Raw genomic sequence first — 24,864 nt, 5'->3', positions numbered from 1 at the left:
GATGGTCAGCCGCGGTCGGGGACGTCCGCCAGCGCGGGGTCGGTGTCGCCGGTGTAGATCGGCTGCGCCCGGTCGAGGAGGAAGTCGGACACGGCGGCGAGGCTGCGCTCGCGAGCCCGCACCCACGGGGCGTGCCCGCCCTCGGGGATGTAGACCGTCTGCGCGCCGGGGATCGCCTCGGCAAGGGCGTGCTGGCCGCGCCAGTCGACGAAGTCGTCCTGCGCTCGCACGACCAGCGTGGGCACGTTCACCGTGCGGAGCTGCTCGAGCGTCATCGCCCAGTGCGCCAGGAAGTCGTCGGTCAGCAGCAGGTTCGAGAAGAAGTTGATGCCGCCGGGTTCGCCCAGCGACGCCGCCGCCACTCGCCTGCCGGCGTCCTGCGGGAGCAGGTTCACGGCGGCGTCCGGGCCGACCGACCGCAGAAGCGCCACTCCGGCGGCCGCGCGCAGCTGAGCGCCCAGCGGGAGAGGAGTGGGCTCCTCCGCTGCGGTCTCCGCCGGCTCTGCCGGGTCTTCGACCGGCCGCGCGTCGGCTGCCCCCTGCGCCTCGGCGACCGCGCGCCGTCCGTCCTCCGACGGGTCGTAGGTCCCGGAGGAGAGGAGGACCGCCTTCTCCACGTGCTCGGGGTGCTCCGCGGTGTAGGCGGCGGCGAGGTAGCCCCCGGCCGAGTGGCCGACGAGGATCACGCGATCCGCGCCCGTCTTCTCCCGGACGGCGTCGATGTCGGCGACGGACCGCTCCAGCGAGTAGTCGTGGATCGGCAGGTCGTCGGAGTAGCCGGCGCCCGGCTGGTCGAACAGGTAGACGTCGTGGCCGGTCTCGGCGAGGGCGGGCAGGAAGTCGAAGTCCAGGGCGGAGACATAGCCGCCGGGGCCGCCGTGCACGTACACGATCGGGACCTCGGATCCCCCGGGAGTGGGAGCGGGGGTCTTCCAGTACGCGACGTGCGAGCCGGTGGAGAGGTCCCAGTACTGCGGGGCCACCGGGCCGAAGCCGACGGACGACCCGCCGACCGGCGCGAGGACGGTTCCCCCGGCGAGCGCGCCGACGGCCGCGGTCGCGACCGCGGCGACGATCAGCGGGGTGCGCAGGCGCACCGACCGGCGGACCGGCCGAGGCCGACGCGGGAGCAGGCGCTGCACGGCCGAGACCAGCAGGAAGACGAGAAGCAGGGACAGGACCACCCAGACGACGATCGCGAAGGGCAGGGACGCGGCGAGCGCGAACGCCGCCGCGACCGTCGACAGGGTGAGCCCGAGGACGACGGCGACGGCCGCCGCGAGGACGGACAGGAGTCGGCGGAGCAGCGGACGCGGACGCCGCGAGGCGTGCCGGAGACCGGGTGAGGAGGAGTCGGACGGGATCGAGGACATGGGTGGATCGGCTCCAGGGGAAGGGGACGGGCAGAGGGGCAGGAGAGGAGAGGGAGACCGGCGCGGACCGAGTGGACCGTCGTCGGGCGGGCAGGCGGGACCTCCGGCGCTGGTCGCGCCGGGAGGTCAGCGCTCAGGGGTCGCGGTCAGTGCGGGGTTGGCGTCACCCGAGTGGAGGGGCTGCTCACGATCGAGGACGAAGTCGGCGATGACGGCGTTCGTGCGCTCGAGAGCCGAGGCCCAGGGATCGTGCTCGGCGTCCGGGAGGTAGACGATGCGAGCGTCGGGGCCGGCCGATCCGAGCGCGTGCTGGCCGGGCCAGTCGACGTAGTCGTACTGGGCCCGCACGAGGAGCGTGGGCACGTCGAGCGTTCTCAGCTTCGCGATCGTGGCCTGCCACTGCGCCTCGAAATCGGCGGTCAGCAGGCGGTTCTCGTACAGGTTGACGCCGGTCGGGCGGCCGAGTGCCAGTGCGCTCGCGCGCTTCCCGTCCCCCTGGGAGTACAGGTTCGACGCGGCGTCAGGGCCCACCGCCTCCAGCAGGGTGAGGGCGGCGATCAGCCGAGGGGACGAGAGGGAGGCGAGCCGGTCGTTGAGCGGATCCCGCTCGTCGTGCCGGTCGTCGGCACCGGCCATCGCGGCCTCGTCGGCGGCTGCGGCGCGGAGCCCCTCCTCGGAGACGTCGTAGGTGCCCGGCGACACCAGGACGGCCTTCTCGACGTGCGTCGAGTGGCTCGCCGCGTAGGCGGCGGCGAGGAACCCCCCTGCCGAGTGACCGAGGACGATGATCCGCTCCGCGCCGATCTCCTCGCGGAGAGCATCGATGTCCGCGAGCGACCGCTTCAGCGAGTACGCGCTGGTCGGCAGGTCGGGGGAGGAGCCGCCGCCGGGCTGGTCGAACAGGTAGACGTCGTGACCGGTCGCGGCGAGCGGCGCGAGCGCCTCGACGTTCCCCGGCGAGATGTAGCCGCCGGGGCCGCCGTGCAGGTACACGATCGGCACCTCGGAGCCGTCGGACTCAGGGGCGTCGACCTTCCAGTAAGCCACCCGCGAGCCGGTCGGCAGATCCGCGTACCGCGGCGCCTCCGGGCTCGAGGGGGCCGAGGCCCCGGGAACCGGCGCGAGGACCGTGGCGCCGCCGAGCGCACCGAGGAGCAGGGTGGCGACGACGGCCACGGCGGCCGGGGTCCGCCGCCGCAGCAGGGTTCGGCGCGGCGCTCGGCGATGCAGGAGGAGGCGCTCCGCCGCCGCGACCAGCAGGAACACCAGCAGGAGCGAGACGGCGGTCCACACGATCACGGCGAACGGCAGCGACGCGGTGAGGGCGAAGGCGGCCGCGAGTGTCGCGACGGAGACGCCGAGGAGCACCGCGATCGCGACCGCGAGCACGAACAGGACGACACGGAGGACAGCCCACCGAGAGGAGGGCTGCGGCGACGACGGTGCGGTGGCGGGAACGGGGGCAGGCGAGGGCGGGGTGGAGCGCACGGCGGAGGACTCTCTGAAGGCGGTGGAGGAGTGACGGGGCGGACTGCGCCGCCTCGCCGATCGCGGATCGGCGGGCGGCGCAGCATCGGGAACGGGTGCTAGCCGGCGCGGTTGACGACCGCGGCGAACGCCCCTGACGGGATGGCCGTCCCGGAGCCCAGCGGAGACACCACGCCCACGGTGGAGGGAGTGTCCCGGTCGACGGACCAGTGGTGCAGACCGGCGAGGCCCTGCGTCTTCACGAAGTCGGCGATCGTCTCGAAGTCCGCGACGGAGGTGACCTCCTCGGTTACGTCGTTGACGCCGATCATCGCGGTCAGCTCGAGCTTCGAGTAGGGGATGCCGTGCTTCTCGTGCACGTTCCGAGCGGCCTGGACGGCGGACGCCCCCATGTCGGTCCTCCCGGTCGTCGAGTCGATGACCGCGTTCGCGGCGGTCGCCGACCCGTAGTCCATGGCCATCAGGTCGACGGTGTAGTGCTGCAGGCCGGAGGCCTTGATCGCCTCGACGGTCGTGACTCCGACGTCGGTCAGGCTGTACCTCGATCCGTCCGACGCCGCCGCGGTGGGCAGGGTGAACTGGAACCGGAGGTCCGGGTACTTCACCTCGGCCGCGGCAGCGGCGTCCGCGAGCTCCCGGATCTGAGCGGCGGTCTGCCCGCGCTCGATGTCGAAGTCGATGCCGATCAGGTTCTTCGAGGCGTAGCGGCTGATGAAGGAGTCGAGCTGCGCGGCGTTCGCGGTGAACACCGCCGAGGCTCCTCCGGTGGCGAGCACGTAGTCCACGTCCGCAGCGACCAGCTGGTCGATCGAGCTGCGGAACTCGTCCGCCGTGACGCCCGCCCAGTTCGGGGCGTCCCCGGTGCCGGAGGCGAAGGCGAGCGTGACCGCGCTGCTGCCGGTCCGGCTCGCCCAGGAGTCCGGACCCACGAGCGGGACGATCCGGCCGTCGACCGCGGTGCGCAGCTGGTGGGTGTTCCAGTCCATGTTGACGGTGATGTCCTTGTAGCCGGAGCGCAGGACGGCAGGGGACGTTCCGGTGACGGGCGCCGCGGTGCCGGGGCCCTTCGCGGGATCCGTGGCGGCGGACGGCGCCGGCGTCGGCACCGCCGTCTTCGCGGGGACCGGAGTCGTCGTCGGGGCCGGGGTCGAGGTCGGGGCCGGAGTCGAGATCGGGGCGGGGGCGACCGCGCTCGCGGGCTGCCACACCTTCCCGGAGCCGATCGCACCGGACTCGATGCGGGGGTCCGCGCCGCTGGTCCACCAGCCGGCGGTGTAGAGCTTCCCGTCGCGCACGACCTGCTGGCCGCCGGTGTAGGTCGCCGACGCACTCCAGGCCGCGACGCCGGGGAACGGGTCCGACGCGGCGGCTGCCGGCGCGCGCGCGGCGGTGGGCACCGCGGCGGCGACGGGCGCCGGGGCGCGCACGGGGGTCGGCGTCGACACCGGAGCGGGCACGGCGGTCGGCGTCGGCGCGGGCGCCTGCGCGGCGGACGGCGCGCTCACGCCGGCGGTGGGCTGCCACACCCTGCCCGTCCCGACCGCACCGGAGACCAGCAGCGGGTCCTCGCCCCGGGTCCACCAGCCGGCGGTGTACAGCTTCCCCTGGCGGGTCACCTGCTGTCCGCCCGTGTAGACCCTGGTCGCGCTCCACTCCGGGGTCGCAGAGGAGGCGGCGGCCGCCGACGCGAGGGAGGACGGGGTCCGAGCGAGGGCGGGTCCCGCTCCCAGAACAGCACCTCCCGCCAGGAGCCAGAGGGTGGTGAGCCCGGCGATCGTGCAGCGGATTCGAGTGCGCACTTCAGTCCTCTCGATTCGGTGAAGAGGCTCGGAGACGGAGCCACGTCGGAGAATCGCACGGACGTCCCGACCCCGCCGTCCTGGCGCGGGACCTGGCGCACCGCATCGTCAGCGGGAGGGACGACTCCCCAGCTGCTCGCCGCGCCTCCAGAGCCACTCGACCGGGCCGACAGCGAAGCGGCGGAGCCAGAGATGCGCAGCGAGCACGACGATCGCCGCGATCAGGACGAACGCGCCGATCGTCACCGGCACCCGCCACGGGGCTGCGGTGACCGCGAGCCCGAGACCCCAGCCGTAGAACAGAGCACCCCCGAGCAGGTTCTGCAGAAGGTAGGCGCTCAGAGCGACCCGGCCGACCTCGCGAGCGCGACGCGCGACCCAGCCGTCGCTCCCCCGGCGCAGGCCGAGCTCGGCGAGGAGGGCGAGCAGTCCGAGCGCCACCAGCGGAGCGGCGAGATAGCGCTCGGCCAGCAGACCGGCCGCGCTCCCGGTGAGGCCGAGCGCCAGGTCGACAGGGGCCGCGAGCGCGCCGAGGACCATCAGTCGCCGCCGCAGTCGCCGGCCCTCCTCCTCGAAGAGGCCGGCGCGCAGCAGCTGGGCGCCGAGCAGGAACATCGCCAGGCTGAGGACGCCGATCAGCACGGGTTCCGCCCGGAAGACTCCCGTGTTCTGCAGCCGGAAGAGGGCGAGGCCGAGGAAGGAGGCGTCCGCGTACGGGCTGCGACCGGTGGGACCCTGACCGGCACCCGGCTGCGTCGCCACGAGCGCCACGAGCGCCGAGATCAGCAGGACGTGCAGCGCGCCGAGGACGACCACCGTGCGCCGCTGCGTCCGCGGCCGGGTGAGCAGCAGCCACGCCACCACGGCCCCCGTCACCGCGTAGCCCATCAGCACATCGAACTCCGCGATCAGCACGTAGTTGACCGCCCCGTCGAGCAGGAGCAGCGTCGCCCGCCAGAGGTAGCGGCCGGGCCAGCGCCGACCCCGGCGGACCGCCGACGCGTGCTGGATCGCCAGCCCGATGCCGAAGGTGAGCGAGAGCAGGGCGAGGAACTTCCCCTGCGCCAGAGCCATCAGCACCAGTTGCACGGTCTGCGCGCCCGGGGACGTCCCGGGTGTCACCGGCTCGCTGAGCATCCCGAGCAGTCCCCAGGGGTGGGAGAACAGCCAGATGTTGGTGCCGAGGGTCCCGATGATCGCGACGCCGCGGACGACGTCCAGCGAGTCGATGCGCCCTCTCGCCGTCTCGGGGACCGGCAATACAGTCGTATTGGTCATGGTCGAGAGCGTAGCCTGCTCGAGCGGACGGATCGAGAGGAGCGCACGTGGCCGATCGGCGCGAGAGCAGGAGCGACATCCTCTCGGCGGTCGTCACCGTCCTCTCGACGCGCGGGGCCGATCAGCTCAGCATCCGGACCGTCGCCGCTGAAGCAGGCGTCTCGGCAGGCGCCGTCCAGCACCACTTCCCGACGAAGCAGGCGCTGCTGACCGGCGCGATGGCAGCGGTGGAGGAGCGGTTCCGCCGGCGGATGCTCGACCTGCGGGAGGAGGAGCCGTCGGCGGACGCTCGTCTCCGCGCCTTCTGCGAGGCGATCGCCTGCGTCGAGGACGCCGACGTCCCCGACGCCGTGGTCTGGACCGCGTTCGCCTCACGCGCCGGCACCGACCCCGAGATCCGCGCCCTGCACACCGACGGCTGGTCGCGCACGGAGGACGTCGTCCTGGAGCTGCTGCACGCCGCGCACCCCACGGCGCCGCTCGGCCCCGACGACGCCGCGCTCCTCCTCGCCGTCCTCGACGGCATCGCCGTCGCCCGCGCCGCCGAGCAGCCGACCCGCCTCTCCCCCGCCCGCGCCCGAGCCCTCCTCACCCGCACCCTCACCCTGCTGATGCCCTGACCCCCCTCGCGAGATGCCACTTGAGCCCGCTTCCCCCGGCGTGTCGCGTACCCAACTGGCATCTCGCGACCCGTCACGCCCTCGCACCCACCAGGAGCGAGCACCCTCCAGGCAGAGCGCGCGATCGAGAATCGCGTGCCAAGCGATTCTCGACAGCGCGACGGAACCCGCTCTGCGGAACGCACGACGTCGCAAAGCCGACCGCGCTGAGCCGCACAGGGGGCGGCTCAGAATTCAACACAGTTCGCGTGCCAGCGATTCTCGACAGCGCGACGCGACACGCTCCACGAAACGCACCACGTCGACAAGCCGACAGCGCTGAGCCGCACAGGGGGCGGCTCAGAATTCAATACCACGGGTCAGAAGCGAGCACCTCTAAGGCAGAGCGCGCGAACGAGAATCGCGTGCCAAGCGATTCTTGACAGCGCGACGCGACCCGCTCTGCGGAACGCACTATCTCCAGAAGCCGACCGCGCTGGGCCGCGCGGGGAGCGGCCCAGAAGACGGCACCGCTCGGCTGATCCGCCTCCGGCGGATCAGCCGAGCGCCCGCTCGATCTTCGCCGTGATCTCGGTCTGGTCGAGGTAGTTGTCGATGACGACGACCTCGGCGAAGGTCTTGCCGATCCTGCCGATCAGCTCGCGGGAGGTGAGGATGACCTGCGCGTCGGCGGCGAGGGCGTCGACGGAGGCGAGGTCGGAGGCGACGACGTCGGCTTCGAGGTCGAGGGCCTCGAGGGCCCGCTCGGCGCCGAGCTTGAGGATGGCGGAGGTGCCGATTCCGGCGCCGCAGAGGGTGACGATCTTCATGCGCTTCTTCCGTGATGCGGGATGTCGTCGGTGAGGACGGCGTTGATGCTGCGGACGGTGCGGGCGGCGGCGAGGGCCGCGACCGCGTCCGGCTTGCTGAGGACGTCGGCGAGGCCGGAGACGAAGCCGACGTGGCCGTGCGCCTGGGTGGCGGCGATGCCGATGACGACCGAGACCGGGTCGTTGGTGCTGTGGCCGAAGGCGACGGGGTCGGCGAGGGTGACCACCGAGATCCCGTCCGCGAGCACGTCGTTGCCGGGGCGGGCGTGCGCGAGGGCGAGGCCGGGGGCGATCACGATGTAGGGCCCGAGCACGTCGACCTGCTCGACCATCCGGCGGGAGTAGGCCGGGTCGACCGCGCCGCTGCGCTCGAGGGCGCGGCCCGCCTCCATGACCGCCTCGCGCCAGCTGGCAGCGGGGTGCCGCAGTGCCACCGCGGCGTCGGAGAGCGGGTCGAGGGGCATGCTCAGGCCGCCTCGAAGCCGGCGCTGATGGTCTCGATCAGCTCGCGACGCTCGTCCAGCGGCAGGAAGCTGGCCTCGGCCGCGTTGACCTGGAACGCCTCGAGGTCGTCGAGGTCGTACCCGAACGCGTCCGAGAGCAGCGCGAGCTCGCGGCTGAGCGTGGTGCCGCTCATCAGGCGGTTGTCGGTGTTGACGGTGACGCGGAAGCCGAGCTGGTAGAGCAGGTCGAACGGGTGGTCGGCGAGCTCGGTGCCCCACGCGGCGATCGCCCCGGTCTGCAGGTTCGAGGACGGGCTGAGCTCGAGGGCGATCCGCCGGTCCTTCACCCACTCGGCGAGCTCGCCCAGAGTCACGTAGCTGGCATCGTCGTCCTGGCGCTCGATGCGGATGTCCTCCGCGAGCCGGACGCCGTGGCCGAGGCGCAGCGCGCGGCCGTCCAGGAGCGCGGAGCGGATGCTGTCGAGTCCGTCGGCCTCGCCCGCGTGCACCGTCGTCGGGAAGTGCGCCGCGGCGAGGAGCTCGAAAGCGGGGCGGTGCCGCGACGCGGGAAAGCCCGCCTCGGCTCCGGCGATGTCGAAGCCGATCGCGCCGCGCTCGCGGTGGCGCAGGGCGAGCTCGGCGATCTCGAGCGAGCGGTCGGTGTGCCGCATCGCGGTGATGAGCTGGCCGACGCCGAGGCGGGAGCCGTGCGCGGCCGCCTCCTGGACGCCCTGCTCGATTCCCTCCTGCACGGCCTCGACGGCCGCGTCGAGGGTGAGACCGGCGCGGAGGTGCTGCTCGGGCGCCCAGCGGATCTCGCCGTGCACGACTCCGTCCGCGGCGAGGTCGAGCACGAATTCGCGGGCGACGCGCTCGAGCGACGAAGCGGTCTGCATGACGGCGATCGTGGCCTCGAAGGTCGCGAGGTAGTCCTCGAGCGAGCCGGAGTCCGCCGTGGTCGTGAACCACCGCTCGAGGGCCTCGGGGTCCTCGGCCGGGAGGGCGACGCCGGTCTCCGCGGCGATCTCGACGATCGTCTCGGGGCGGAGTCCGCCGTCGAGGTGGTCGTGCAGCGACACCTTGGGCAGGTCGTCGATGAGGATGCCCTCGCCCGGGAGGAGGTACTCCTCGTGGCTGCTGCCGATCTCGGTGCTGTCGGTCACGGTGCTCCTCCGGTGGGACGACGGTTCGCCGACCACCTTACGGTGCCGCCCGCGCCGGCCTCCCTCGCGGCTGCCACCCCGTCCGGGTCGCGGCGGGTCCGCGAGCGGGCCGCGCCCCTCCGGCACGCGGAACGACCTCGGGCACGCCGGAAGTGGAGGATCCCACGAGCCGGGGCCGGTTCCACGAGCCCGAACATCCGCTCGGCTCACCTCCGGCGCGCGGAATCACCTTCGGCACGCCGGAACACGCGGATTCCACGAGCCCGAATCGAGCCTCCGAGCCGAACGTCCGCCGGGCTCGCCTCCGGCACGCAGAGACGGCACCGGCACGCCCGAACCAGCGGATTCGACGAGCCCGACTCGATTCCACGAGCCGGACATCCACCCGAACCACCTCCGGCACGCAGAGACAGCCCCGGCACGCCCGAACCAGCGGGTTCGACGAGCCCGAATCGAGCCTCCGAGCCGAACGTCCGCCGGGCTCGCCTCCGGCACCCGGAGACAGCTCCGGCACGCCCGAACCAGCGGGTTCGACGAGCCCGACTCGATTCCACGAGCCGGATATCCACCCGAACCACCTCCGGCACGCAGAAACAGTCCCGGCACGCCCGAACCCGCGGATTCGACGAGCCCGACCCGATTCCACGAGCCGGACATCCACCCGAACCACCTCCGGCAGGCGGAGACGGCTCCGGCACGCGGAGACAGCTCCGGCACGCGGAGACGGCTCCGGCACGCGGAGACAGCTCCGGCACGCCGGAATCCGTGGATTCCGCGTGCCGGAGGGCGTTTCGCGAGCCGGAGATCGACCCGAGCGGCGGCGACGGTCAGGCGATGCGCTCCGCCACCAGTGGGCCGCCGTCGAGGACCACGTCGCCCTCGTCGCCGATGCGGTACGCGCCGTCCAGCGCCTCGAGCGCGCGGGAGAAGCGGGACGGCTCGTCGGCGGAGAGCGTGAAGAGCGGCTGACCGGCGCGGACCCGGTCGCCGGGCTTCGCGTGCAGGTCGATGCCCGCCGCGTGCTGCACCGCGTCCTGCTGGCGCGCGCGCCCCGCGCCGAGGCGCCAGGCCGCGATGCCGAAGGGCAGCGCCTGCTGCTCGACCAGGACGCCGTCGCGCTCGGCGAGCACCACGTGCGTCTCGCGGGCGACCGGCAGTGCGCCGTCCGGGTCGCCGTCCTGCGCGCGGATGACGGCACGCCAGGTGTCCATCGCCGCGCCGCCGTCGAGCGCGCCCTCGACGTCCGCGTCGGGCTGCCCGGCCAGCGCGAGCATCTCGCGGGCGAGCGCGAGGGTCAGCTCGCGGACGTCCGCGGGGCCACCGCCGGCGAGCACCTCGACGGACTCGCGGACCTCGTTCGCGTTGCCGATCGCGAGGCCGAGCGGCACGTTCATGTTGGTCAGCAGCGCCGTGGTGCGGACGCCGGCGTCGTTGCCGAGATCGACCATGGCGCGGGCCAGCTCGCGCGAGCGCTCGATGTCGGTCATGAAGGCGCCGGAGCCGAACTTGACGTCGAGGACCAGGGCGTCGGTCCCCTCCGCGATCTTCTTCGACATGATCGAGGAGGCGATCAGCGGGATCGCCTCGACGGTGCCGGTGATGTCGCGCAGGGCGTAGAGCTTCTTGTCCGCCGGGGCGAGACCGGAGCCCGCCGCGCAGATCACGCCGCCGACGGTCCGCAGCTGCTCGAACATCTCCTCGTTGCTGAGGTCCGCGCGCCAGCCGGGGATCGCCTCGAGCTTGTCGAGCGTGCCGCCGGTGTGACCGAGGCCGCGGCCCGAGAGCTGCGGCACCGCGACGCCGAAGGAGGCGACCAGCGGCATCAGCGGCAGCGTGATCTTGTCGCCGACACCGCCGGTGGAGTGCTTGTCGACCGTTCGCTTGCCGAGGCCGTCGAAGCTCATCCGCTCGCCGCTCGCGATCATCGCGAGGGTCAGGTCGCGGATCTCGTCGCGGTCCATCCCGTTGAGCAGCACGGCCATCGCGAAGGCGGCCATCTGCTCACCCTGGACGTAGCCGCGGGTGTAGGCGTCGATCAGCCAGTCGATCTGCTCGGTCGAGAGCGTGCCGCGGTCGCGCTTGGTGCGGATGACGTCGACGGCGTCGAACGCCTCGACGGGGGTGGACGGGGTCATGCGGGGTCCTCGGTTCAGGAGTGGGAGCGGGAGGCGGCGGGGCGGGACTACTCGGCCGCGTACGCCTCGAGAGTGCGCGGACCGAACGCGTCGGGGATGACCTCGTCGATCGTCTTCACGCCCGACACGGTCTGCAGGAGCATCCCGTCCGCGGAGTGCTCGAAGAGCAGCTGACGGCAGCGCCCGCAGGGCATCAGCACGCCGCCCTTGCCGTCGACGCAGGTGAAGGCGACGAGCCGGCCGCCGCCCGTCATGTGCAGCGAGGACACCAACGCGCACTCGGCGCAGAGGGTCAGGCCGTAGGAGGCGTTCTCGACGTTGCAGCCGGAGATCACCCGGCCGTCGTCGACCAGCGCGGCGACGCCCACGGGGAACTTCGAGTACGGCACGTAGGCCTTGCCCATCGCGTCGAGCGCGGCGGTGCGCAGCGCGTCCCAGTCGATGTCGGTCATCGGATCCGTCCTCACGATTTGAGATAGGGCTTGCCGGCGGCGGCCGGCCCGCGGGACTGCCCGACCAGGCCGGCGACCGCGAAGATCGTCACCACGTAGGGCAGCATCAGCATGAACTCGCTCGGCACCGGCGAGCCGATGACGCCGAGCACGTTCTGCAGGTTGGTCGCGAAGCCGAACAGCAGCGAGGCGAGGGTGGCCTTGATCGGGTCCCAGCGGCCGAAGATGACCGCCGCCAGGGCGATGAAGCCCGCGCCCGCCGTCATCTCCTTGCCGAAGGCGCCGACCGCGTCGAGCGTGTAGTACGCCCCGCCCATGCCGGCGATCGCGCCGGCCAGCGAGACGTTCCAGAACCGCGTCCTGGCCACGTTGATGCCGACGGTGTCCGCGGCCTGCGGGTGCTCGCCGACCGCGCGGAGCCGCAGGCCCCACTTCGTCTTGAAGAGCCCCCACCACACGGCGAAGATCGCGAAGTACATCAGGTAGACGATGATCGTCTGGTTGAACAGCACCGGACCGAGGATCGGCACCTGGCTGAGTCCCGGGATCGGCAGCCGGTCGAACTTGACCGGCGAGTTGAAGACGGCGGCGTCGCTGGTCAGCACCTGCGAGTAGAGGAAGCTCGTCAGCCCCGTCACGAGGACGTTGAGGACCACTCCGACGATCACCTGGTCGACCAGGTACTTGATCGCGAAGGCGGCGAGCACGAACGAGACCAGCACGCTCGCGACCATCGCCGCGAGCAGGCCGAGCACGGGCTGGCGGGTCAGCGAGCCGACCATCGCCGCGGTGAAGGCGCCGGCGAGCAGCTGGCCCTCGATCGCGACGTTGACCACGCCGACGCGCTCCGAGATGACGCCGCCGAGCGAGCCGAAGATCAGCGGGGTCGCGAGCCCGACGGTGCCGAGCAGCAGACCCGGCAGCGGCAGGGTCGCGCCCGCGGACGCCCAGACCAGGAAGCCGACCAGGAAGACGAGCGCGAAGAGCGCCGAGAGCCAGAGCGGCAGGCGGCGGGCCGAGCGGGTGAACGCGACGGCGACCGCCGTCAGACCGACCAGGACGACCGCCACGACCACGCCGGTAGCGCGGGTCGGGAACGGCAGGTCCGGCAGGGCGAAGAAGTCGTTGCCGGAGGCGAGGCGGAACGAGCTGGTGCCGTCGCGGCCGAGGGCCACGAACAGGATCACGGCCAGCAGCGAGAAGATCCCGAACGCGATCGGGGCCTTCCAGCTGCGGACGGCGACCCGGGACGCGGTCCCGGGGGCACGGGTGACTGCGGTGGTCATGCGGACACCTCCGTGGTGCGGCGCGTGCGGCGCTTCGGGGCGACCCCGGGCGTCGGGAGGCGGAAGATCGCGCGCACCAGGGGCGGCGCGGCGATGAAGAGGACGATCAGCGACTGCACGACGAGGACCACGTCGATCGGCACTCCCTCGGCGGCCTGCATCGAGTAGCCGCCGGCCTTGAACGCGCCGAAGAGGATGCCGGCGAAGAACACGCCCCAGGGCCGCGAGCGGCCCAGCAGCGCGACGGTGATCGCGTCGAAGCCGATGCCCGCGTCGATCCCGGAGGTGAATCCGGTGGTGACCGTGCCCATCACCTGCGCGCTGCCGGCCAGGCCGAGCAGGCCGCCGGAGAGCAGCATCGCGTACACGTAGCTGTTCTTGACGTCGATGCCGGCGACGCGGGCCGCGTGCGGGTTCTCGCCCACCGCGCGGAACTTGAAGCCGATGCTCGAGCGGTTGAGCAGCCACCAGACGAAGACCGTCGCGAGGATCGCGACGACGAAGCCGAGGTTCAGCGAGTAGCCGGAGCCGAGGAGGTCGGGGAAGACCGCCGTGTCCTTCATCCCGGGCGACTTGGGGTTGTTCGAGCCCGGAGCCTGGAGGGCGCCCGGCGTGCGCAGGAGGTAGGAGACGAAGTAGAACGCGACGTAGTTGAGCATGATCGTGAGGATCACCTCGTGCGCGCCGGTCCGCGCCTTGAGCAGGCCGACGAGGCCGCCCCAGAGCGCACCGCCCAGGATGCCCGCGGCGAGGGTGATCACCAGGTGCACGCCGAACGGCAGGTCGAAGGAGAAGCCGACCCAGCCGGCGCAGGCGGCGGCGATCAGCATCTGGCCGCGGCCGCCGATGTTGAACAGGCCGACGCGGAAGGCCAGGGCGACACCGAGACCGCCGGCGATCAGCGGCGTCGCGAAGGCGAGCGTGTCCGTCAGCGGCTTGATGCCGTTCGCGAAGCCCTCGCGGCGGAAGTTGTAGACCGAGCCCTGGAAGAGCGAGGAGTACGCCCCCGCGACCGACTGCCAGATCGCCTGCAGCGTGTCGAGCGGCCGGGCGAAGAAGTAGCCCGAGGCCGACTGGACCTCGGGGTCGGTCGCGGCGATCAGCACGCCGCCCGCGATCAGCGAGAGCAGGACGGCCAGCACCGACATCAGCGCGGTCCCGGAGAGGATCTCGCGGAGGACGCGCGAGGCCCCGCTCTCGATCGGGCCGGGCCGCGCCTCCTGACCCGGCTTCTGACCCGGCTCGAGGCCGGTCGCCCTCTCGGACTCGGCGTCCGGATCGACGGCGGGCAACTGCGCGTCGCTCATGCGGCCGCACCCTTCTCGGCGGGCGACTGCCCGGCCATCATGAGCCCCAGGGTCTCCCGGGGAGTGTCGGCGGGGACGATTCCGATGATGCCGCCCTTGTACATGACCGCGATGCGGTCGGCGAGAGCCGCGACCTCGTCGAGCTCGGTCGAGACGACGATGACGGGCACGCCCGTGTCGCGGGTCTCGACGATGCGCTTGTGCACGAACTCGATCGAGCCGACGTCGATGCCGCGGGTGGGCTGGGCGGCGATGAACAGCCGCAGTTCGCGGCTGAGCTCCCGGGCCAGGACGACCTTCTGCTGGTTGCCACCGGAGAGCCGGCCGACGTGGGTGGTGATGCCCTGGGCGCGGACGTCGAACTCGCGGACGCGCTCCTCCGCGAACGTCTCCAGCGCCTTCAGCTGCAGGCCGAGGCCCTTGACGAAGGGGCCGCTGTCGCTGCGGTCGAGCATCAGGTTCTCGGCGATGGTGAACTCGGCGACCAGGCCGTCCTCGGTGCGGTCCTCGGGGACGAAGCCGACGCCGGCGTCGAGCACCCGCCGGACGGAGAGGCCGTCGAGCCGGCGCCCGTCGAGGGTCACTGTGCCCTCCACGCGCTCCTGCAGGCCCATGATCGCCTCGGTCAGCTCGGTCTGGCCGTTGCCCTGCACGCCGGCGATGGCGAGGATCTCGCCGCGGCGGACCTCGAACGAGACGTCGTCGACGACAGCCTGCCCGTTCGCGTCCCGGACGGTGAGGTGGCTGACGACGAGGGCCTCGTCGCCCGCCCGGGCCGGCTCCTTCTTGACGGTGAGCTCGACGGCGCGGCCGACCATCAGCGAGGCCAGCTCGGCGTTGCTCGCGGTCGGCGAGGCCTCCCCCACGACCTGGCCGAGGCGGATGACCGTGATGCGGTCGCCCACCTCGCGGACCTCGCGCAGCTTGTGCGTGATGAAGACGATCGCGGTCCCGGAGGCGCGCAGCTGCCGCATGATCGCGATCAGCTCGTCGGTCTCCTGCGGGGTCAGCACCGCGGTCGGCTCGTCGAAGACGAGGACCTTCGCGTCGCGGGAGAGCGCCTTGATGATCTCGACCCGCTGCTGGACGCCGACGGGCAGGTCCTCGACGATCGCGTCGGGGTCGACGTCGAAGCCGAAACGGTCCGAGATGTCCCGGACCCGGGCGCGCGCGGCGGCGAGGTCCAGCCGCCCGCCCGACTTCGTCTCCTCGTGGCCGAGCATGACGTTCTCGGCGACCGAGAAGACCGGCACGAGCATGAAGTGCTGGTGCACCATGCCGATGCCCGCCTTCATGGCGTCGCCGGGGCCGGAGAAGCGCTGGACCACGTCGTCCAGCAGGATGTCGCCCTCCTCCGCCTGGTACAGCCCGTACAGGACGTTCATCAGCGTGGACTTGCCTGCGCCGTTCTCGCCGAGGAGGCAGTGGATCTCACCGGGTTCGACGGTGAGATCGATGTGATCGTTGGCCACGAGAGCGCCGAAGCGCTTCGTGATGCCCCGCAGTTCGAGCTTCATGGGTCCAATCTAACTTTCGGTGCGGGGTGCCAGCGCGCGGGAGCCGGCGGGACAGCCGACGAGAGGCCGGTGGGCCCGAGCAGAACTCGGGCCCACCGGCCTCTTCGTCAGTGCGCTGCGATCGATCCGGGGATCAGGACGCGGCGGGAGCGGACGGCGACTCGACGGTGATCGAGCCGTCGATGATGCCCTCCTTGATGGTGTCCAGCTCGCCCTGCAGGTCGGCCGAGACCTTCGACTCGAAGTCGTGGAACGGCGCGATGCCGACCCCGTCGTTCTCGAGCGTGCCCACGTACGGGGTCGCGTCGAAGGCGTCGGCGCCCGCGGTGGAGGTGACGTCGGTCGTGCCGGCCTCGATGCCCTTGAGGATCGAGGTCAGGTACAGGTCGCCGCCGTCGGGGTAGGTCTCGTACAGGTCGGCGTCGACACCCACCATCGCGATCTCCTTGCCGGAGTCGCGGATGGCCTCGATGGCCGACTGGAAGATCGGGCCGCCGACCGGGAGGATGACGTCGGCGTTCTGGTCGATCAGGGACTGCGCGGCCGACTTGGCCTCGACACCGGCGGCGAAGCCTCCGGTGAAGGAGCCGGTCTGCGCGGCGACGTCCCAGCCGACGACCTTGACGTCGGTGCCCTTCTGCTCGTTGTGGTACGCCACGCCGTCCGCGAAGCCGTCCATGAAGATGGTGACGGTCGGGAACTGCTGGCCGCCGTAGGTGCCCACGACGCCCGTCTTCGAGTACGAGGCCGCCGCGTAGCCGGCGAGGAACGCCGACTGCGAGGTGTCGAAGGTGATCGGCTTGACGTTCGGCAGGTCGATCGACGCGTCGTCGATGATGGCGAAGTCGATGTCGGTGTTCTCCTCCGCCGCGGCCGAGGTGGCCTCGGCGAGGGCGAAGCCGACGGTGATGATGAGGTTGCAGCCCTGGTCGACGAGGCTCGTCAGGTTGGGCGCGTAGTCGGTCTCGGACTCCGAGGTGACGGTCTTCGGGGTGACGCCGAGGTCCTCGGACGCCTTCACGAGGCCGTTGTAGCCGAGCTCGTTGAACGACTTGTCGTCGAACCCGCCCGCGTCGGAGACCATGCAGGGCAGGAAGTCGCCACCGGCGGCGGCGCTCGAGCCGGTCTCCTCGGGGGCGGAGGCGCAACCGGCGAGAAGCGCGGTGACGCCCAGAGCGGCGAGACCGCCGAACGCGGCCTTACGCGTGGTGATAGTCAAGATTCGTCCTCCAAGATTCGGCCCCGCGCGCACGATCGGCACTGCAGGGCATCGATGACCTCACGTTACCCAAGGTGTCGGAACGCTCAGCCGCCGCGGAGGGCCAACTCGGGAAGCGTTACACAGTGTTGATCTTGGGGAAGAGCCGCGAGCGGCTCCTCCCCCGCGGTCGGCCACCTGGAGTGGTGCGTTCCGCAGAGCGGGTCGCGTCGGGCTGGCGGAAATCGCTCGCACGCGATTCCGGCTCGCGGCCCTCGACCCTTCGGGCGAGGGCGTCCGGGAGGTGGCCCTCCTGGACGGCTCCGCAACCAGCAGGTGAGGGCTCCACTTCCTCGGGCGCGCGTCCACCCCATGCTGATCGAGTAGCGCGCGGAGCGCGCGTATCGAGATCCACCCACGCCAGCAGGTGAGCCTGCAGGCCCGCCCTGCTGAGGACGTCGGGTCTCGATACGCCGCTGCGCGGCTACTCGACCAGCATGAGGAGAGCGGGCCGCGGGCTACAGGACGTCGGTGCGGCCCGAGAGGCGGAGGGCGTCGACGACGCCCTTCACCTTCTGGGCGTTCTCCGTGGTGGTGACGAGGAGTGCGTCGGGGGTGTCGACGACGACGATGTCCTTCACGCCGATCAGCGCGATGGTGCGGTTGCCGCCGCTGACCACGATGCCGGTCGCGGAGTCGGCCAGAACGCGGGCGTCCTCGCCGAGGATCGCCAGGTCGGAGCGCAGGCCGCTCGCGTGCAGCTTCGCGATCGACGCGAAGTCGCCGACGTCGTCCCAGGAGAAGTGGCCGGGGACGACAGCGAGCTTGCCCTCCGCGGCGGCCGGCTCGGCGACCGAGTAGTCGATCGCGATCTTCTCCAGGCCCGGCCAGATGCGGTCGACGACCGCGCCGCGCTCCGGGGTGTCCCACGCCTCCGCGAGCTCGAGCAGACCCGCGAGCAGCTTCGGCTTCGAGCGGCCGAGCTCCTCGAGCAGGCGGTCGGCACGGGCGATGAACATGCCGGCGTTCCAGAGGTACTGACCGCTCTGCACGTAGGTGCGGGCGGTGTCGGCGTCGGGCTTCTCGACGAAGGAGTCGACGGCGAGCGTGTGCGCGGCGCCCTCGATGCCGAGGTGGTCGCCGGTGCGGATGTAGCCGAAGCCCACCGCCGGCTCGGTCGGCGTGATGCCGATCGTCACGATGAAGCCGGCGTCGGCGGCGACGACCGCCTCGGCCACCGCGTCGTGGAAGAGGTGCTGACCGCTGATCACGTGGTCGGCCGCGAACGAGCCGATGATCACGCCGGGCTCGCGGCGCTCGAGGATCGCGGCGGCGAGGCCGATCGCGGCGGAGGAGTCGCGCGGCTCGCTCTCGAGGACGACGTTGAGGTCCTCGAGGCTCTCGAGCTGCTGCTCCACCGCGGCACGGTGCGCACGGCCGGTGACGACCATGATCCGGTCGGCACCCGAGATCGGGGCGAGGCGGTCCCAGGTGTCGCGGAGCAGGGTCTGGCCCGAGCCGGTGAGGTCGTGCAGGAACTTCGGGGCGTCGGCCCGGGAGAGCGGCCACAGCCTCGAGCCGATCCCGCCTGCCGGGATCACGCTGTAGAAGCGGTCGAGCGGGGCGCGGCCATCGGTCTCAGGTGATGTCATGTCCGCAGGATACAAGGGCGCCCGGACGTGTCCGTCCGTTCACCCGGGCGCGCTCCCGCGTTCACACGGCGCCCGTAGCGTCCGGAGGGTGAGAGTCGCGGTCGTCACGGAGAGCTTCCTCCCGTCGTTGAACGGTGTCACCACGAGCGTCCTCCGGGTCCTCGACGAGTTCGCGGCGCGCGGGATCGAGGCCCTCGTCGTCTGTCCTGCCGCGGGGGCGCCCGGGCACTACGCCGGCCACCGCGTCGTGGAGCACCCGGCGATCGCCTACCGCGACTTCCCCGTCGGGATCCCGACGCTCGCGCTCACCCGCGAGCTCGCCGCCTTCGAACCCGACGTCGTGCACGTCGCCTCGCCCTTCCTTCTGGGGGCGCGCGCCATCGCCTCCGCGAACCGGCTCGGTGTGCCCAGCGTCGCGATCTACCAGACCGACGTCGCGCGCTTCGCCGCCCGCTACGGGATCCGCGGGGCCCGGGCACTGGCCTGGCGGGTGATCCGCCAGATCCACGCGGGTGCCGATCTCACGCTCGCCCCCTCGACCAGCGCGCTCGACGACCTCGCCGCGGCCGGCATCGAGCGCACCGCGCTCTGGGGGCGCGGCGTGCAGAGCGACCGCTTCCACCCGCGGATGCGCTCCTCCCCCTACGCCGCGGAGGTGCGGGCGCCGGTCGCCCCCGGCGACGCGCTCGTCGGCTACATCGGCCGCCTCTCCCCCGAGAAGCGCGTCGAGCGCCTGGCCTCCCTCTCCTCTCTTCCGGGCGCGGACCTGGTCGTCGGCGGCTACGGCCCCTCCTCCTCCCGGGTCGCGGCGGCGCTCGGCTCCTCGGCGCGGATGCTCGGACGGCTCGACGGCGAGCGACTGCCCGCGGTCTTCGCGGCTCTGGACGTCTTCGTGCACACCGGCACCGAGGAGACCTTCGGGCAGACCGTGCAGGAGGCGCAGGCCTCGGGCACGGCGGTCGTCGCCCCGCACGCCGGCGGCCCGACCGATCTGATCGAGCACGGCGTGGACGGGCTGCTCTACGCGCCGGAGAGCGACTCCGATCTGCGTCGGCAGGTCGAGCGGCTGCTGGACGATCCGGGGCTCCGCTCGAGGCTCGGCGAGGCGGGCCGGCGCCGCGTGCTTCACCGCACCTGGAGCGCGCTCACGGACGAGCTCCTCGCGCACTACGCGACGGTCGGCGCACCCGTGTCGATGGCCCGCGGCAGCTAAGGCTCGCCTAAGCCGCGGCGACCGGGCCCGGCGCTTAGAATCGTCGAGCGAGTGTTCTCGCCGCTCCTCCGCCCCGCCCGCGTCCTCGAGTCGCGGGTCCGGTCAGGCCGACGGAGCAGTCAACCAGGGAGGGTTGTTCGTGTCAGTTTCAGCTGCTCAAACCCTCGCACCCCGGAAGCAGGGGAAGATCCGCCGTCCGGCCGGAACCCTCTACCGCGGTCGCGAAGGCATGTGGTCGTGGGTGCTGCACCGGATCACCGGTGTCGCCATCTTCTTCTTCCTCCTCGTGCACGTCCTCGACACGGCCCTCATCGCCGTGAGCCCCGAGGCGTACAACGCGGTCATCGCCCAGTACAAGAACCCGATCATGGGCCTCGGCGAGACCGGCCTCGTGGCCGCGATCGCGTTCCACGCCATGAACGGCCTGCGCATCATCCTCGTCGACTTCTGGAGCTGGGCCACCCGGAACCAGCGCCTGCTCTTCTGGGTCGTCATCGGCCTGTGGGTCGTGCTGATGCTCGGCTTCGCGCCCCGTCACCTCATCAACGTCTTCAGCGAGGGAGGTGCCCATTGAGCACCGTCGCCGCACCGCGGACTCCGCACGTCCCGACCCGCTCCTCCGGCACCAACTGGGAGAAGTGGGGCTGGATCTACATGCGCGCCTCCGGCGTCGTGCTGATCGTCCTGATCTTCGGGCACCTGATCTTCAACCTGCTGCTCGGCGACGGCATCAAGGCCATCGACTTCGGCTTCGTCGGCGGCAAGCTCGCCAACCCGTTCTGGCAGTGGTGGGACGTCGCGATGCTCTGGCTCGCGCTCATCCACGGCGGCAACGGCATGCGCACGCTGGTCAACGACTACGCGACCTCGCCGCTGCTGGCCCGCGTCTTCAAGGGCGGCATCGTCGTCTCGGTGGTCGCGCTGATCGCGCTCGGCACCTACGTCGTCTTCGGCTTCAACCCCTGCCCCACCGGCGGGGACCCGAGCCTGCTGCCCTCCTTCTGCGCCGCCTAGGCGCCCGGTGCCGCGCGGTCTGTCCGCGCGGCAATGCCACGCCACCGGGAGCGCCCCTCCCCCACTCCCGCCCTTCCACCCCGTTCAACGGAGCAGTCACCCAGTGAGCACACCAGGCCACGTCCACAGCGGCGGCGCTGATCAGAGCGCCTCCACCCAGACCCTCGGCGCCGACGGCGTCCACTACCACCAGTTCGACGTGGTGATCGTGGGAGCCGGCGGAGCGGGCATGCGCGCCGCGATCGAGGCCGGGCCCAAGGCGAAGACCGCCGTCATCTCCAAGCTGTACCCGACGCGATCGCACACCGGTGCGGCGCAGGGCGGCATGGCCGCCGCCCTCGCGAACGTCGAGGAGGACAGCTGGGAGTGGCACACCTTCGACACCGTCAAGGGCGGCGACTACCTCGTCGACCAGGACGCGGCGGAGATCCTCGCGAAGGAGGCCATCGACGCGGTCATCGACCTCGAGAACATGGGCCTCCCGTTCAACCGCACCGAGGACGGCAAGATCGACCAGCGCCGCTTCGGCGGGCACACCCGCGACCACGGCAAGGCGCCCGTGCGCCGGGCCTGCTACGCGGCGGACCGCACCGGCCACATGATCCTGCAGACGCTGTTCCAGAACTGCGTCCGCCTGGGCATCAACTTCTACAACGAGTTCTACGTGCTCGACCTCGTGATGACCGAGGTCGACGGCGTGAACAAGCCGTCGGGCGTCGTCGCCTACGAGCTGGCGACCGGCGAGCTGCACGTCTTCCAGGCGAAGGCGATCATCTTCGCCACCGGCGGCTTCGGCAAGATCTACAAGACGACGTCGAACGCGCACACCCTCACGGGCGACGGCGTCGGCATCATCTGGCGCAAGGGCCTCCCGCTGGAGGACATGGAGTTCTTCCAGTTCCACCCGACCGGCCTCGCCGGGCTCGGCATCCTCCTCACCGAGGGAGCGCGAGGAGAGGGTGCGATCCTCCGCAATGCCTCGGGCGAGCGCTTCATGGAGCGCTATGCCCCCACCATCAAGGACCTCGCGCCGCGCGACATCGTCGCCCGATGCATGGTGCAGGAGGTGGCGGAGGGCCGCGGCGCCGGTCCGCACAAGGACTACGTGCTGCTGGACTGCACCCACCTCGGCGCCGAGGTGCTCGAGACGAAGCTCCCGGACATCACCGAGTTCGCCCGCACCTACCTGGGCGTCGACCCGGTCGTCGAGCCGGTGCCGGTCATGCCGACCGCGCACTACGCGATGGGAGGCATCCCGACGAACGTCAAGGCGGAGGTCCTCTCGGACAACACCACCGTCGTCCGCGGCCTCTACGCCGCCGGCGAGTGCGCCTGCGTCTCGGTGCACGGCTCGAACCGCCTCGGCACCAACTCGCTGCTCGACATCAACGTCTTCGGCAAGCGCAGCGGCAACAACGCCGCCGACTACTCGCAGACCGTCGACTTCACCCCCCTGCCCGAGAACCCGGCCGGCGCGATCCGCGACATGCTCGCCTCGCTCCGCGGCGCCACCGGAACCGAGCGGATCGCCTCGATCCGCAAGGAGCTGCAGGACGAGATGGACAAGAACGCCCAGGTGTTCCGCACCGACGAGTCGCTCGAGCAGGTCACCGGCACCATCCAGCGCCTGCGCGACCGGTTCCGCAACATCTCGGTGCAGGACAAGGGCAAGCGCTTCAACACCGACCTCCTGGAGGCGGTCGAGCTCGGCTTCCTCCTCGACCTCGCCGAGGTCGTCGTCTACTCCGCCCGGAACCGCAAGGAGAGCCGGGGCGGCCACATGCGCGACGACTTCCCCAAGCGCGACGACGAGAACTACATGCAGCACACGATGGCGTACCTCTCCGGTGACGCCCACTCCTCCGACGCGGGCGACCACATCCGCCTCGATTGGAAGCCCGTCGTGATCACCCGGTACCAGCCGATGGAGAGGAAGTACTAGTCGTGTCGTCCGCCACTCTCGAGCAGCCCCCCGCCGCCCCCGCGGCCCCGGAGGCGTTCACCGTCACGTTCATCATCCGCCGCTTCGACCCGGAGCAGGACACCGAGCCGCGCTGGCAGGACTTCGACGTCGAGATGTTCTCGACCGACCGCGTCCTCGACGCGCTGCACCGGATCAAGTGGGACCAGGACGGGTCGCTGACCTTCCGCCGCTCCTGCGCGCACGGCATCTGCGGCTCCGACGCGATGCGGATCAACGGCCGCAACCGCCTGGCCTGCAAGACGCTGATCAAGGACCTCGACATCTCGCAGCCGATCTACATCGAGGCGATCAAGGGCCTGCCCCTCGAGAAGGACCTCGTCGTGGACATGGAGCCGTTCTTCGCCTCCTACCGCGAGGTGCAGCCGTTCCTGATCGCGAACACTCCGCCCACGAAGGGCAAGGAGCGCGTGCAGTCGGTCGCCGACCGCGCCCGCTTCGACGACACCACCAAGTGCATCCTCTGCGCCGCGTGCACGTCGTCCTGCCCGGTGTTCTGGACCGACGGGCAGTACTTCGGCCCCGCCGCGATCGTGAACGCGCACCGCTTCATCTTCGACTCGCGCGACGACGCGGGCGGAGCGCGCCTGGACATCCTCAACGACAAGGAGGGCGTCTGGCGCTGCCGCACGACCTTCAACTGCACCGAGGCCTGCCCCCGCGGCATCCAGATCACTCAGGCGATCGCCGAGGTGAAGCAGGCCGTCATCCGCGGCCGCGCCTGACGCCTCCTCCCCTGTTCGGCCCGTCGTGATCCTCGGATCCGGCGGGCCGTTCGTCGTTCCCGGGCCCGGCGGTGCACCTCCGGCACGTGGAAGCAGCTCCGGCACCCCCGAATCCGGCCGATCGACGAGCCAGACCCGGAATCACGAGCCGAACGCGAGCACATCCCACCTCCGGCACGCGGAAACTGCTTCGGCACGCCCGACGACGGCGGATCGACGAGCCGGACCCCGAATCGCGAGCCCGACGTCCTCGGAGCCGGCCCTCGATCGCCGGTCATCTCCTCCACAGTCGGCGGAGAGCGCGAGCCCTCCACCGAACGGGCGATCAGGTCCGCACGGATCGCCGTCCGACGGCAGAGTCGGCGCATGCAGTACGGAGTGCACCACATCGGCTACCTTCACGCGGTCGGCGTCGACGCCATCGCTGCCGTGCGATCGGGGGCACTGCGCCGCATCAGACGCGGTTGGTATGCGTCGCCGCACGCCTCGGCGGAGGAGCTGCGCGCGGCGGAGGCCTGCGGGTCGCTGTCCTGCATCTCGCTGCTGGCGGAGGCGGGCGCTTTCCGCCCGCCCGACACCCGACTCCACCTCGCCCTCACCTCCAGCTCGCGCCCGCGACCGCGAGAACTGGGCAGCGACGTGGTCACGCACTGGAGTCGCCGTTCGCAACCGACGGAGTACCGCTCCATCCGGACGACGCGCACCGAGGCGCTGACCCAGGTCTTCCTCTGCCAGCCTCTCGAGCTCGCCGTCGCCGTCGCCGATTCGTGCCTGCGTCTGCGCCTCATCGGGGCCGATGCTCTCGCCCAGGCGCTGGCGGCGCTGCCCCGTCGCTTCGCCGTCGTCGCGGAGCTCGTCGACGCCCGGTCGGAGTCCGGGACGGAGTCTGCCACTCGGGTCCGCCTGCATCTGCTCGGCATCAGGTGCGACATCCAGGTCGAGATCGACGGCGTCGGCAGGGTCGACCTGGTGATCGACGGGTGGCTGCTCCTCGAGATCGACGGTCGGGCCTGGCACGACGACCCCCACGCCTTCCAGCGAGACCGGGATCGCGACCGCGCGGCAGCCGAGCGCGGGTACACGACGCTCCGCTTCACCTACGCGGACGTGATGCATCACTGGCCGCACACCCGCGACAGCATCCTCGCGGTCCGCGCGCGCGGCCCGCTCCGCTGAGCCCCGCTCGTCCGACGCGAGGACGCCTCCCGTACGGTCAGAGGCGCACGGTTCGAGGAAGCCGAGGTCTCCGGGCGACCACCGGACGGCAGCGCCGATGCTCCGGCACGCGGAACAGGCTCCGGCACGCAGGAGGGACGCGATTCCACGAGCCGGAGGCGATCCCGCGCGCCGGAGGTCGCGGTGCGCCCGCCTGGGCACGGGGAACACGCTCCGGCACGCCAGAAGCCCGTGC

21 protein-coding genes are annotated in these 24,864 nt (G+C 71.6%); 7 read left to right on the top strand and 14 right to left on the bottom strand.

All coding sequences use genetic code 11. The features are described from left to right. Positions 1-5: 5 nt before the first annotated feature. The 4 genes from EDF22_RS04055 to EDF22_RS04040 all read right to left on the bottom strand — a co-directional run bounded on the left by EDF22_RS04055 (position 6) and on the right by EDF22_RS04040 (position 5,938). Positions 6-1,373 (bottom strand): alpha/beta hydrolase, encoded by a 1,368-nt coding sequence (locus EDF22_RS04055; protein ID WP_123702585.1) that lies wholly within the window; start codon positions 1,371-1,373, stop codon positions 6-8. 126 nt (positions 1,374-1,499) lie between these two features. Continuing rightward, a complete protein-coding gene (locus tag EDF22_RS04050) occupies positions 1,500-2,861 on the bottom strand; it encodes an alpha/beta fold hydrolase (protein WP_123702583.1) in 1,362 nt (453 codons plus the stop codon). A 98-nt stretch (positions 2,862-2,959) separates the two neighbouring features. Beyond that, complete coding sequence (locus EDF22_RS21210; RefSeq protein WP_123702582.1) at positions 2,960-4,660, bottom strand: carbohydrate-binding protein; 1,701 nt, start codon at positions 4,658-4,660, stop codon at positions 2,960-2,962. A gap of 108 nt (positions 4,661-4,768) precedes the next feature. Further along, complete coding sequence (locus tag EDF22_RS04040) at positions 4,769-5,938, bottom strand: DUF418 domain-containing protein (protein ID WP_123702580.1); 1,170 nt, start codon at positions 5,936-5,938, stop codon at positions 4,769-4,771. Positions 5,939-5,985: 47 nt separating this feature from the next. Between EDF22_RS04040 and EDF22_RS04035 the strand changes: the two genes are divergently transcribed. Next, positions 5,986-6,558 (top strand): TetR/AcrR family transcriptional regulator, encoded by a 573-nt coding sequence (locus EDF22_RS04035; RefSeq protein ID WP_123702578.1) that lies wholly within the window; start codon positions 5,986-5,988, stop codon positions 6,556-6,558. Between the two features lie 536 nt (positions 6,559-7,094). On the opposite strand, the gene EDF22_RS04030 is transcribed toward EDF22_RS04035, so the two are convergent. From EDF22_RS04030 to EDF22_RS03985, 10 genes are all read right to left on the bottom strand, one after another. Continuing rightward, positions 7,095-7,367: a PTS sugar transporter subunit IIB gene (locus EDF22_RS04030; protein WP_123702576.1), complete on the bottom strand. Its 273-nt coding sequence runs from the start codon at positions 7,365-7,367 to the stop codon at positions 7,095-7,097. Continuing rightward, positions 7,364-7,831 (bottom strand): PTS sugar transporter subunit IIA, encoded by a 468-nt coding sequence (locus tag EDF22_RS04025; protein ID WP_123702574.1) that lies wholly within the window; start codon positions 7,829-7,831, stop codon positions 7,364-7,366. The genes EDF22_RS04030 and EDF22_RS04025 overlap by 4 nt, the downstream gene beginning before the upstream one ends. A gap of 2 nt (positions 7,832-7,833) precedes the next feature. Beyond that, positions 7,834-8,955 carry an adenosine deaminase gene (locus tag EDF22_RS04020; protein WP_123704675.1) on the bottom strand — a complete coding sequence of 374 codons (1,122 nt, stop codon included), beginning with the start codon at positions 8,953-8,955 and terminating at the stop codon, positions 7,834-7,836. An 845-nt stretch (positions 8,956-9,800) separates the two neighbouring features. Next, positions 9,801-11,108 (bottom strand): thymidine phosphorylase, encoded by a 1,308-nt coding sequence (locus EDF22_RS04015; RefSeq protein WP_123702572.1) that lies wholly within the window; start codon positions 11,106-11,108, stop codon positions 9,801-9,803. A gap of 47 nt (positions 11,109-11,155) precedes the next feature. Then, positions 11,156-11,560, bottom strand: a complete 405-nt coding sequence (locus EDF22_RS04010; RefSeq protein ID WP_123445294.1) for a cytidine deaminase — start codon at positions 11,558-11,560, stop codon at positions 11,156-11,158. A gap of 11 nt (positions 11,561-11,571) precedes the next feature. After that, a complete protein-coding gene (locus EDF22_RS04005; RefSeq protein WP_123702571.1) occupies positions 11,572-12,846 on the bottom strand; it encodes an ABC transporter permease in 1,275 nt (424 codons plus the stop codon). Then, the gene (locus tag EDF22_RS04000) at positions 12,843-14,153 is read right to left on the bottom strand and encodes an ABC transporter permease (RefSeq protein ID WP_123445292.1); all 1,311 of its coding nucleotides are present in this window, start codon (positions 14,151-14,153) and stop codon (positions 12,843-12,845) included. Before EDF22_RS04000 ends, EDF22_RS04005 begins: the two co-directional genes overlap by 4 nt. Further along, positions 14,150-15,670: an ABC transporter ATP-binding protein gene (locus EDF22_RS03995; protein ID WP_123702569.1), complete on the bottom strand. Its 1,521-nt coding sequence runs from the start codon at positions 15,668-15,670 to the stop codon at positions 14,150-14,152. The genes EDF22_RS04000 and EDF22_RS03995 overlap by 4 nt, the downstream gene beginning before the upstream one ends. 133 nt (positions 15,671-15,803) lie before the next feature. Next, complete coding sequence (locus EDF22_RS03990) at positions 15,804-16,889, bottom strand: BMP family protein (protein WP_123702567.1); 1,086 nt, start codon at positions 16,887-16,889, stop codon at positions 15,804-15,806. Positions 16,890-17,386: 497 nt separating this feature from the next. Continuing rightward, the gene (locus EDF22_RS03985; RefSeq protein WP_123702565.1) at positions 17,387-18,520 is read right to left on the bottom strand and encodes a mannose-1-phosphate guanylyltransferase; all 1,134 of its coding nucleotides are present in this window, start codon (positions 18,518-18,520) and stop codon (positions 17,387-17,389) included. A gap of 88 nt (positions 18,521-18,608) precedes the next feature. On the opposite strand from EDF22_RS03985, the gene EDF22_RS03980 reads away from it, so the two are divergent. The 6 genes from EDF22_RS03980 to EDF22_RS03955 all read left to right on the top strand — a co-directional run bounded on the left by EDF22_RS03980 (position 18,609) and on the right by EDF22_RS03955 (position 24,629). Then, complete coding sequence (locus EDF22_RS03980; protein WP_123702564.1) at positions 18,609-19,733, top strand: glycosyltransferase family 1 protein; 1,125 nt, start codon at positions 18,609-18,611, stop codon at positions 19,731-19,733. A 139-nt stretch (positions 19,734-19,872) separates the two neighbouring features. Next, a complete protein-coding gene (gene sdhC, locus EDF22_RS03975; protein WP_123445287.1) occupies positions 19,873-20,307 on the top strand; it encodes a succinate dehydrogenase, cytochrome b556 subunit in 435 nt (144 codons plus the stop codon). Beyond that, the gene (locus tag EDF22_RS03970) at positions 20,304-20,747 is read left to right on the top strand and encodes a succinate dehydrogenase hydrophobic membrane anchor subunit (RefSeq protein WP_123702562.1); all 444 of its coding nucleotides are present in this window, start codon (positions 20,304-20,306) and stop codon (positions 20,745-20,747) included. Before sdhC ends, EDF22_RS03970 begins: the two co-directional genes overlap by 4 nt. Positions 20,748-20,946: 199 nt before the next feature. Then, complete coding sequence (gene sdhA, locus EDF22_RS03965) at positions 20,947-22,689, top strand: succinate dehydrogenase flavoprotein subunit (RefSeq protein ID WP_260303388.1); 1,743 nt, start codon at positions 20,947-20,949, stop codon at positions 22,687-22,689. 2 nt (positions 22,690-22,691) lie between these two features. Then, complete coding sequence (locus EDF22_RS03960; RefSeq protein ID WP_123445284.1) at positions 22,692-23,453, top strand: succinate dehydrogenase iron-sulfur subunit; 762 nt, start codon at positions 22,692-22,694, stop codon at positions 23,451-23,453. A 366-nt stretch (positions 23,454-23,819) separates the two neighbouring features. Further along, complete coding sequence (locus tag EDF22_RS03955; protein ID WP_123702558.1) at positions 23,820-24,629, top strand: DUF559 domain-containing protein; 810 nt, start codon at positions 23,820-23,822, stop codon at positions 24,627-24,629. Positions 24,630-24,864 lie beyond the last annotated feature (235 nt).

It is taken from the genome of Rathayibacter sp. PhB127 (assembly GCF_003751665.1).
GTDB classification, from domain to species: Bacteria; Actinomycetota; Actinomycetes; order Actinomycetales; family Microbacteriaceae; genus Rathayibacter; species Rathayibacter festucae.
Note: the sequence above shows the minus strand (reverse complement) of the source record. Positions and strands in the feature narration are given on the sequence as shown.

What these genes read in the sequence shown, in the direction of transcription:
- EDF22_RS04055 (WP_123702585.1), bottom strand. Translation starts at nt 1,373, where the DNA reads ATGTCCTCGATCCCGTCCGACTCCTCCTCACCCGGTCTCCGGCACGCC.
- EDF22_RS04040 (WP_123702580.1), bottom strand. Translation starts at nt 5,938, where the DNA reads ATGACCAATACGACTGTATTGCCGGTCCCCGAGACGGCGAGAGGGCGC.
- EDF22_RS04030 (WP_123702576.1), bottom strand. Translation starts at nt 7,367, where the DNA reads ATGAAGATCGTCACCCTCTGCGGCGCCGGAATCGGCACCTCCGCCATC.
- EDF22_RS04025 (WP_123702574.1), bottom strand. Translation starts at nt 7,831, where the DNA reads ATGCCCCTCGACCCGCTCTCCGACGCCGCGGTGGCACTGCGGCACCCC.
- EDF22_RS04015 (WP_123702572.1), bottom strand. Translation starts at nt 11,108, where the DNA reads ATGACCCCGTCCACCCCCGTCGAGGCGTTCGACGCCGTCGACGTCATC.
- EDF22_RS04010 (WP_123445294.1), bottom strand. Translation starts at nt 11,560, where the DNA reads ATGACCGACATCGACTGGGACGCGCTGCGCACCGCCGCGCTCGACGCG.
- EDF22_RS04005 (WP_123702571.1), bottom strand. Translation starts at nt 12,846, where the DNA reads ATGACCACCGCAGTCACCCGTGCCCCCGGGACCGCGTCCCGGGTCGCC.
- EDF22_RS04000 (WP_123445292.1), bottom strand. Translation starts at nt 14,153, where the DNA reads ATGAGCGACGCGCAGTTGCCCGCCGTCGATCCGGACGCCGAGTCCGAG.
- EDF22_RS03995 (WP_123702569.1), bottom strand. Translation starts at nt 15,670, where the DNA reads ATGAAGCTCGAACTGCGGGGCATCACGAAGCGCTTCGGCGCTCTCGTG.
- EDF22_RS03985 (WP_123702565.1), bottom strand. Translation starts at nt 18,520, where the DNA reads ATGACATCACCTGAGACCGATGGCCGCGCCCCGCTCGACCGCTTCTAC.
- EDF22_RS03955 (WP_123702558.1), top strand. Translation starts at nt 23,820, where the DNA reads ATGCAGTACGGAGTGCACCACATCGGCTACCTTCACGCGGTCGGCGTC.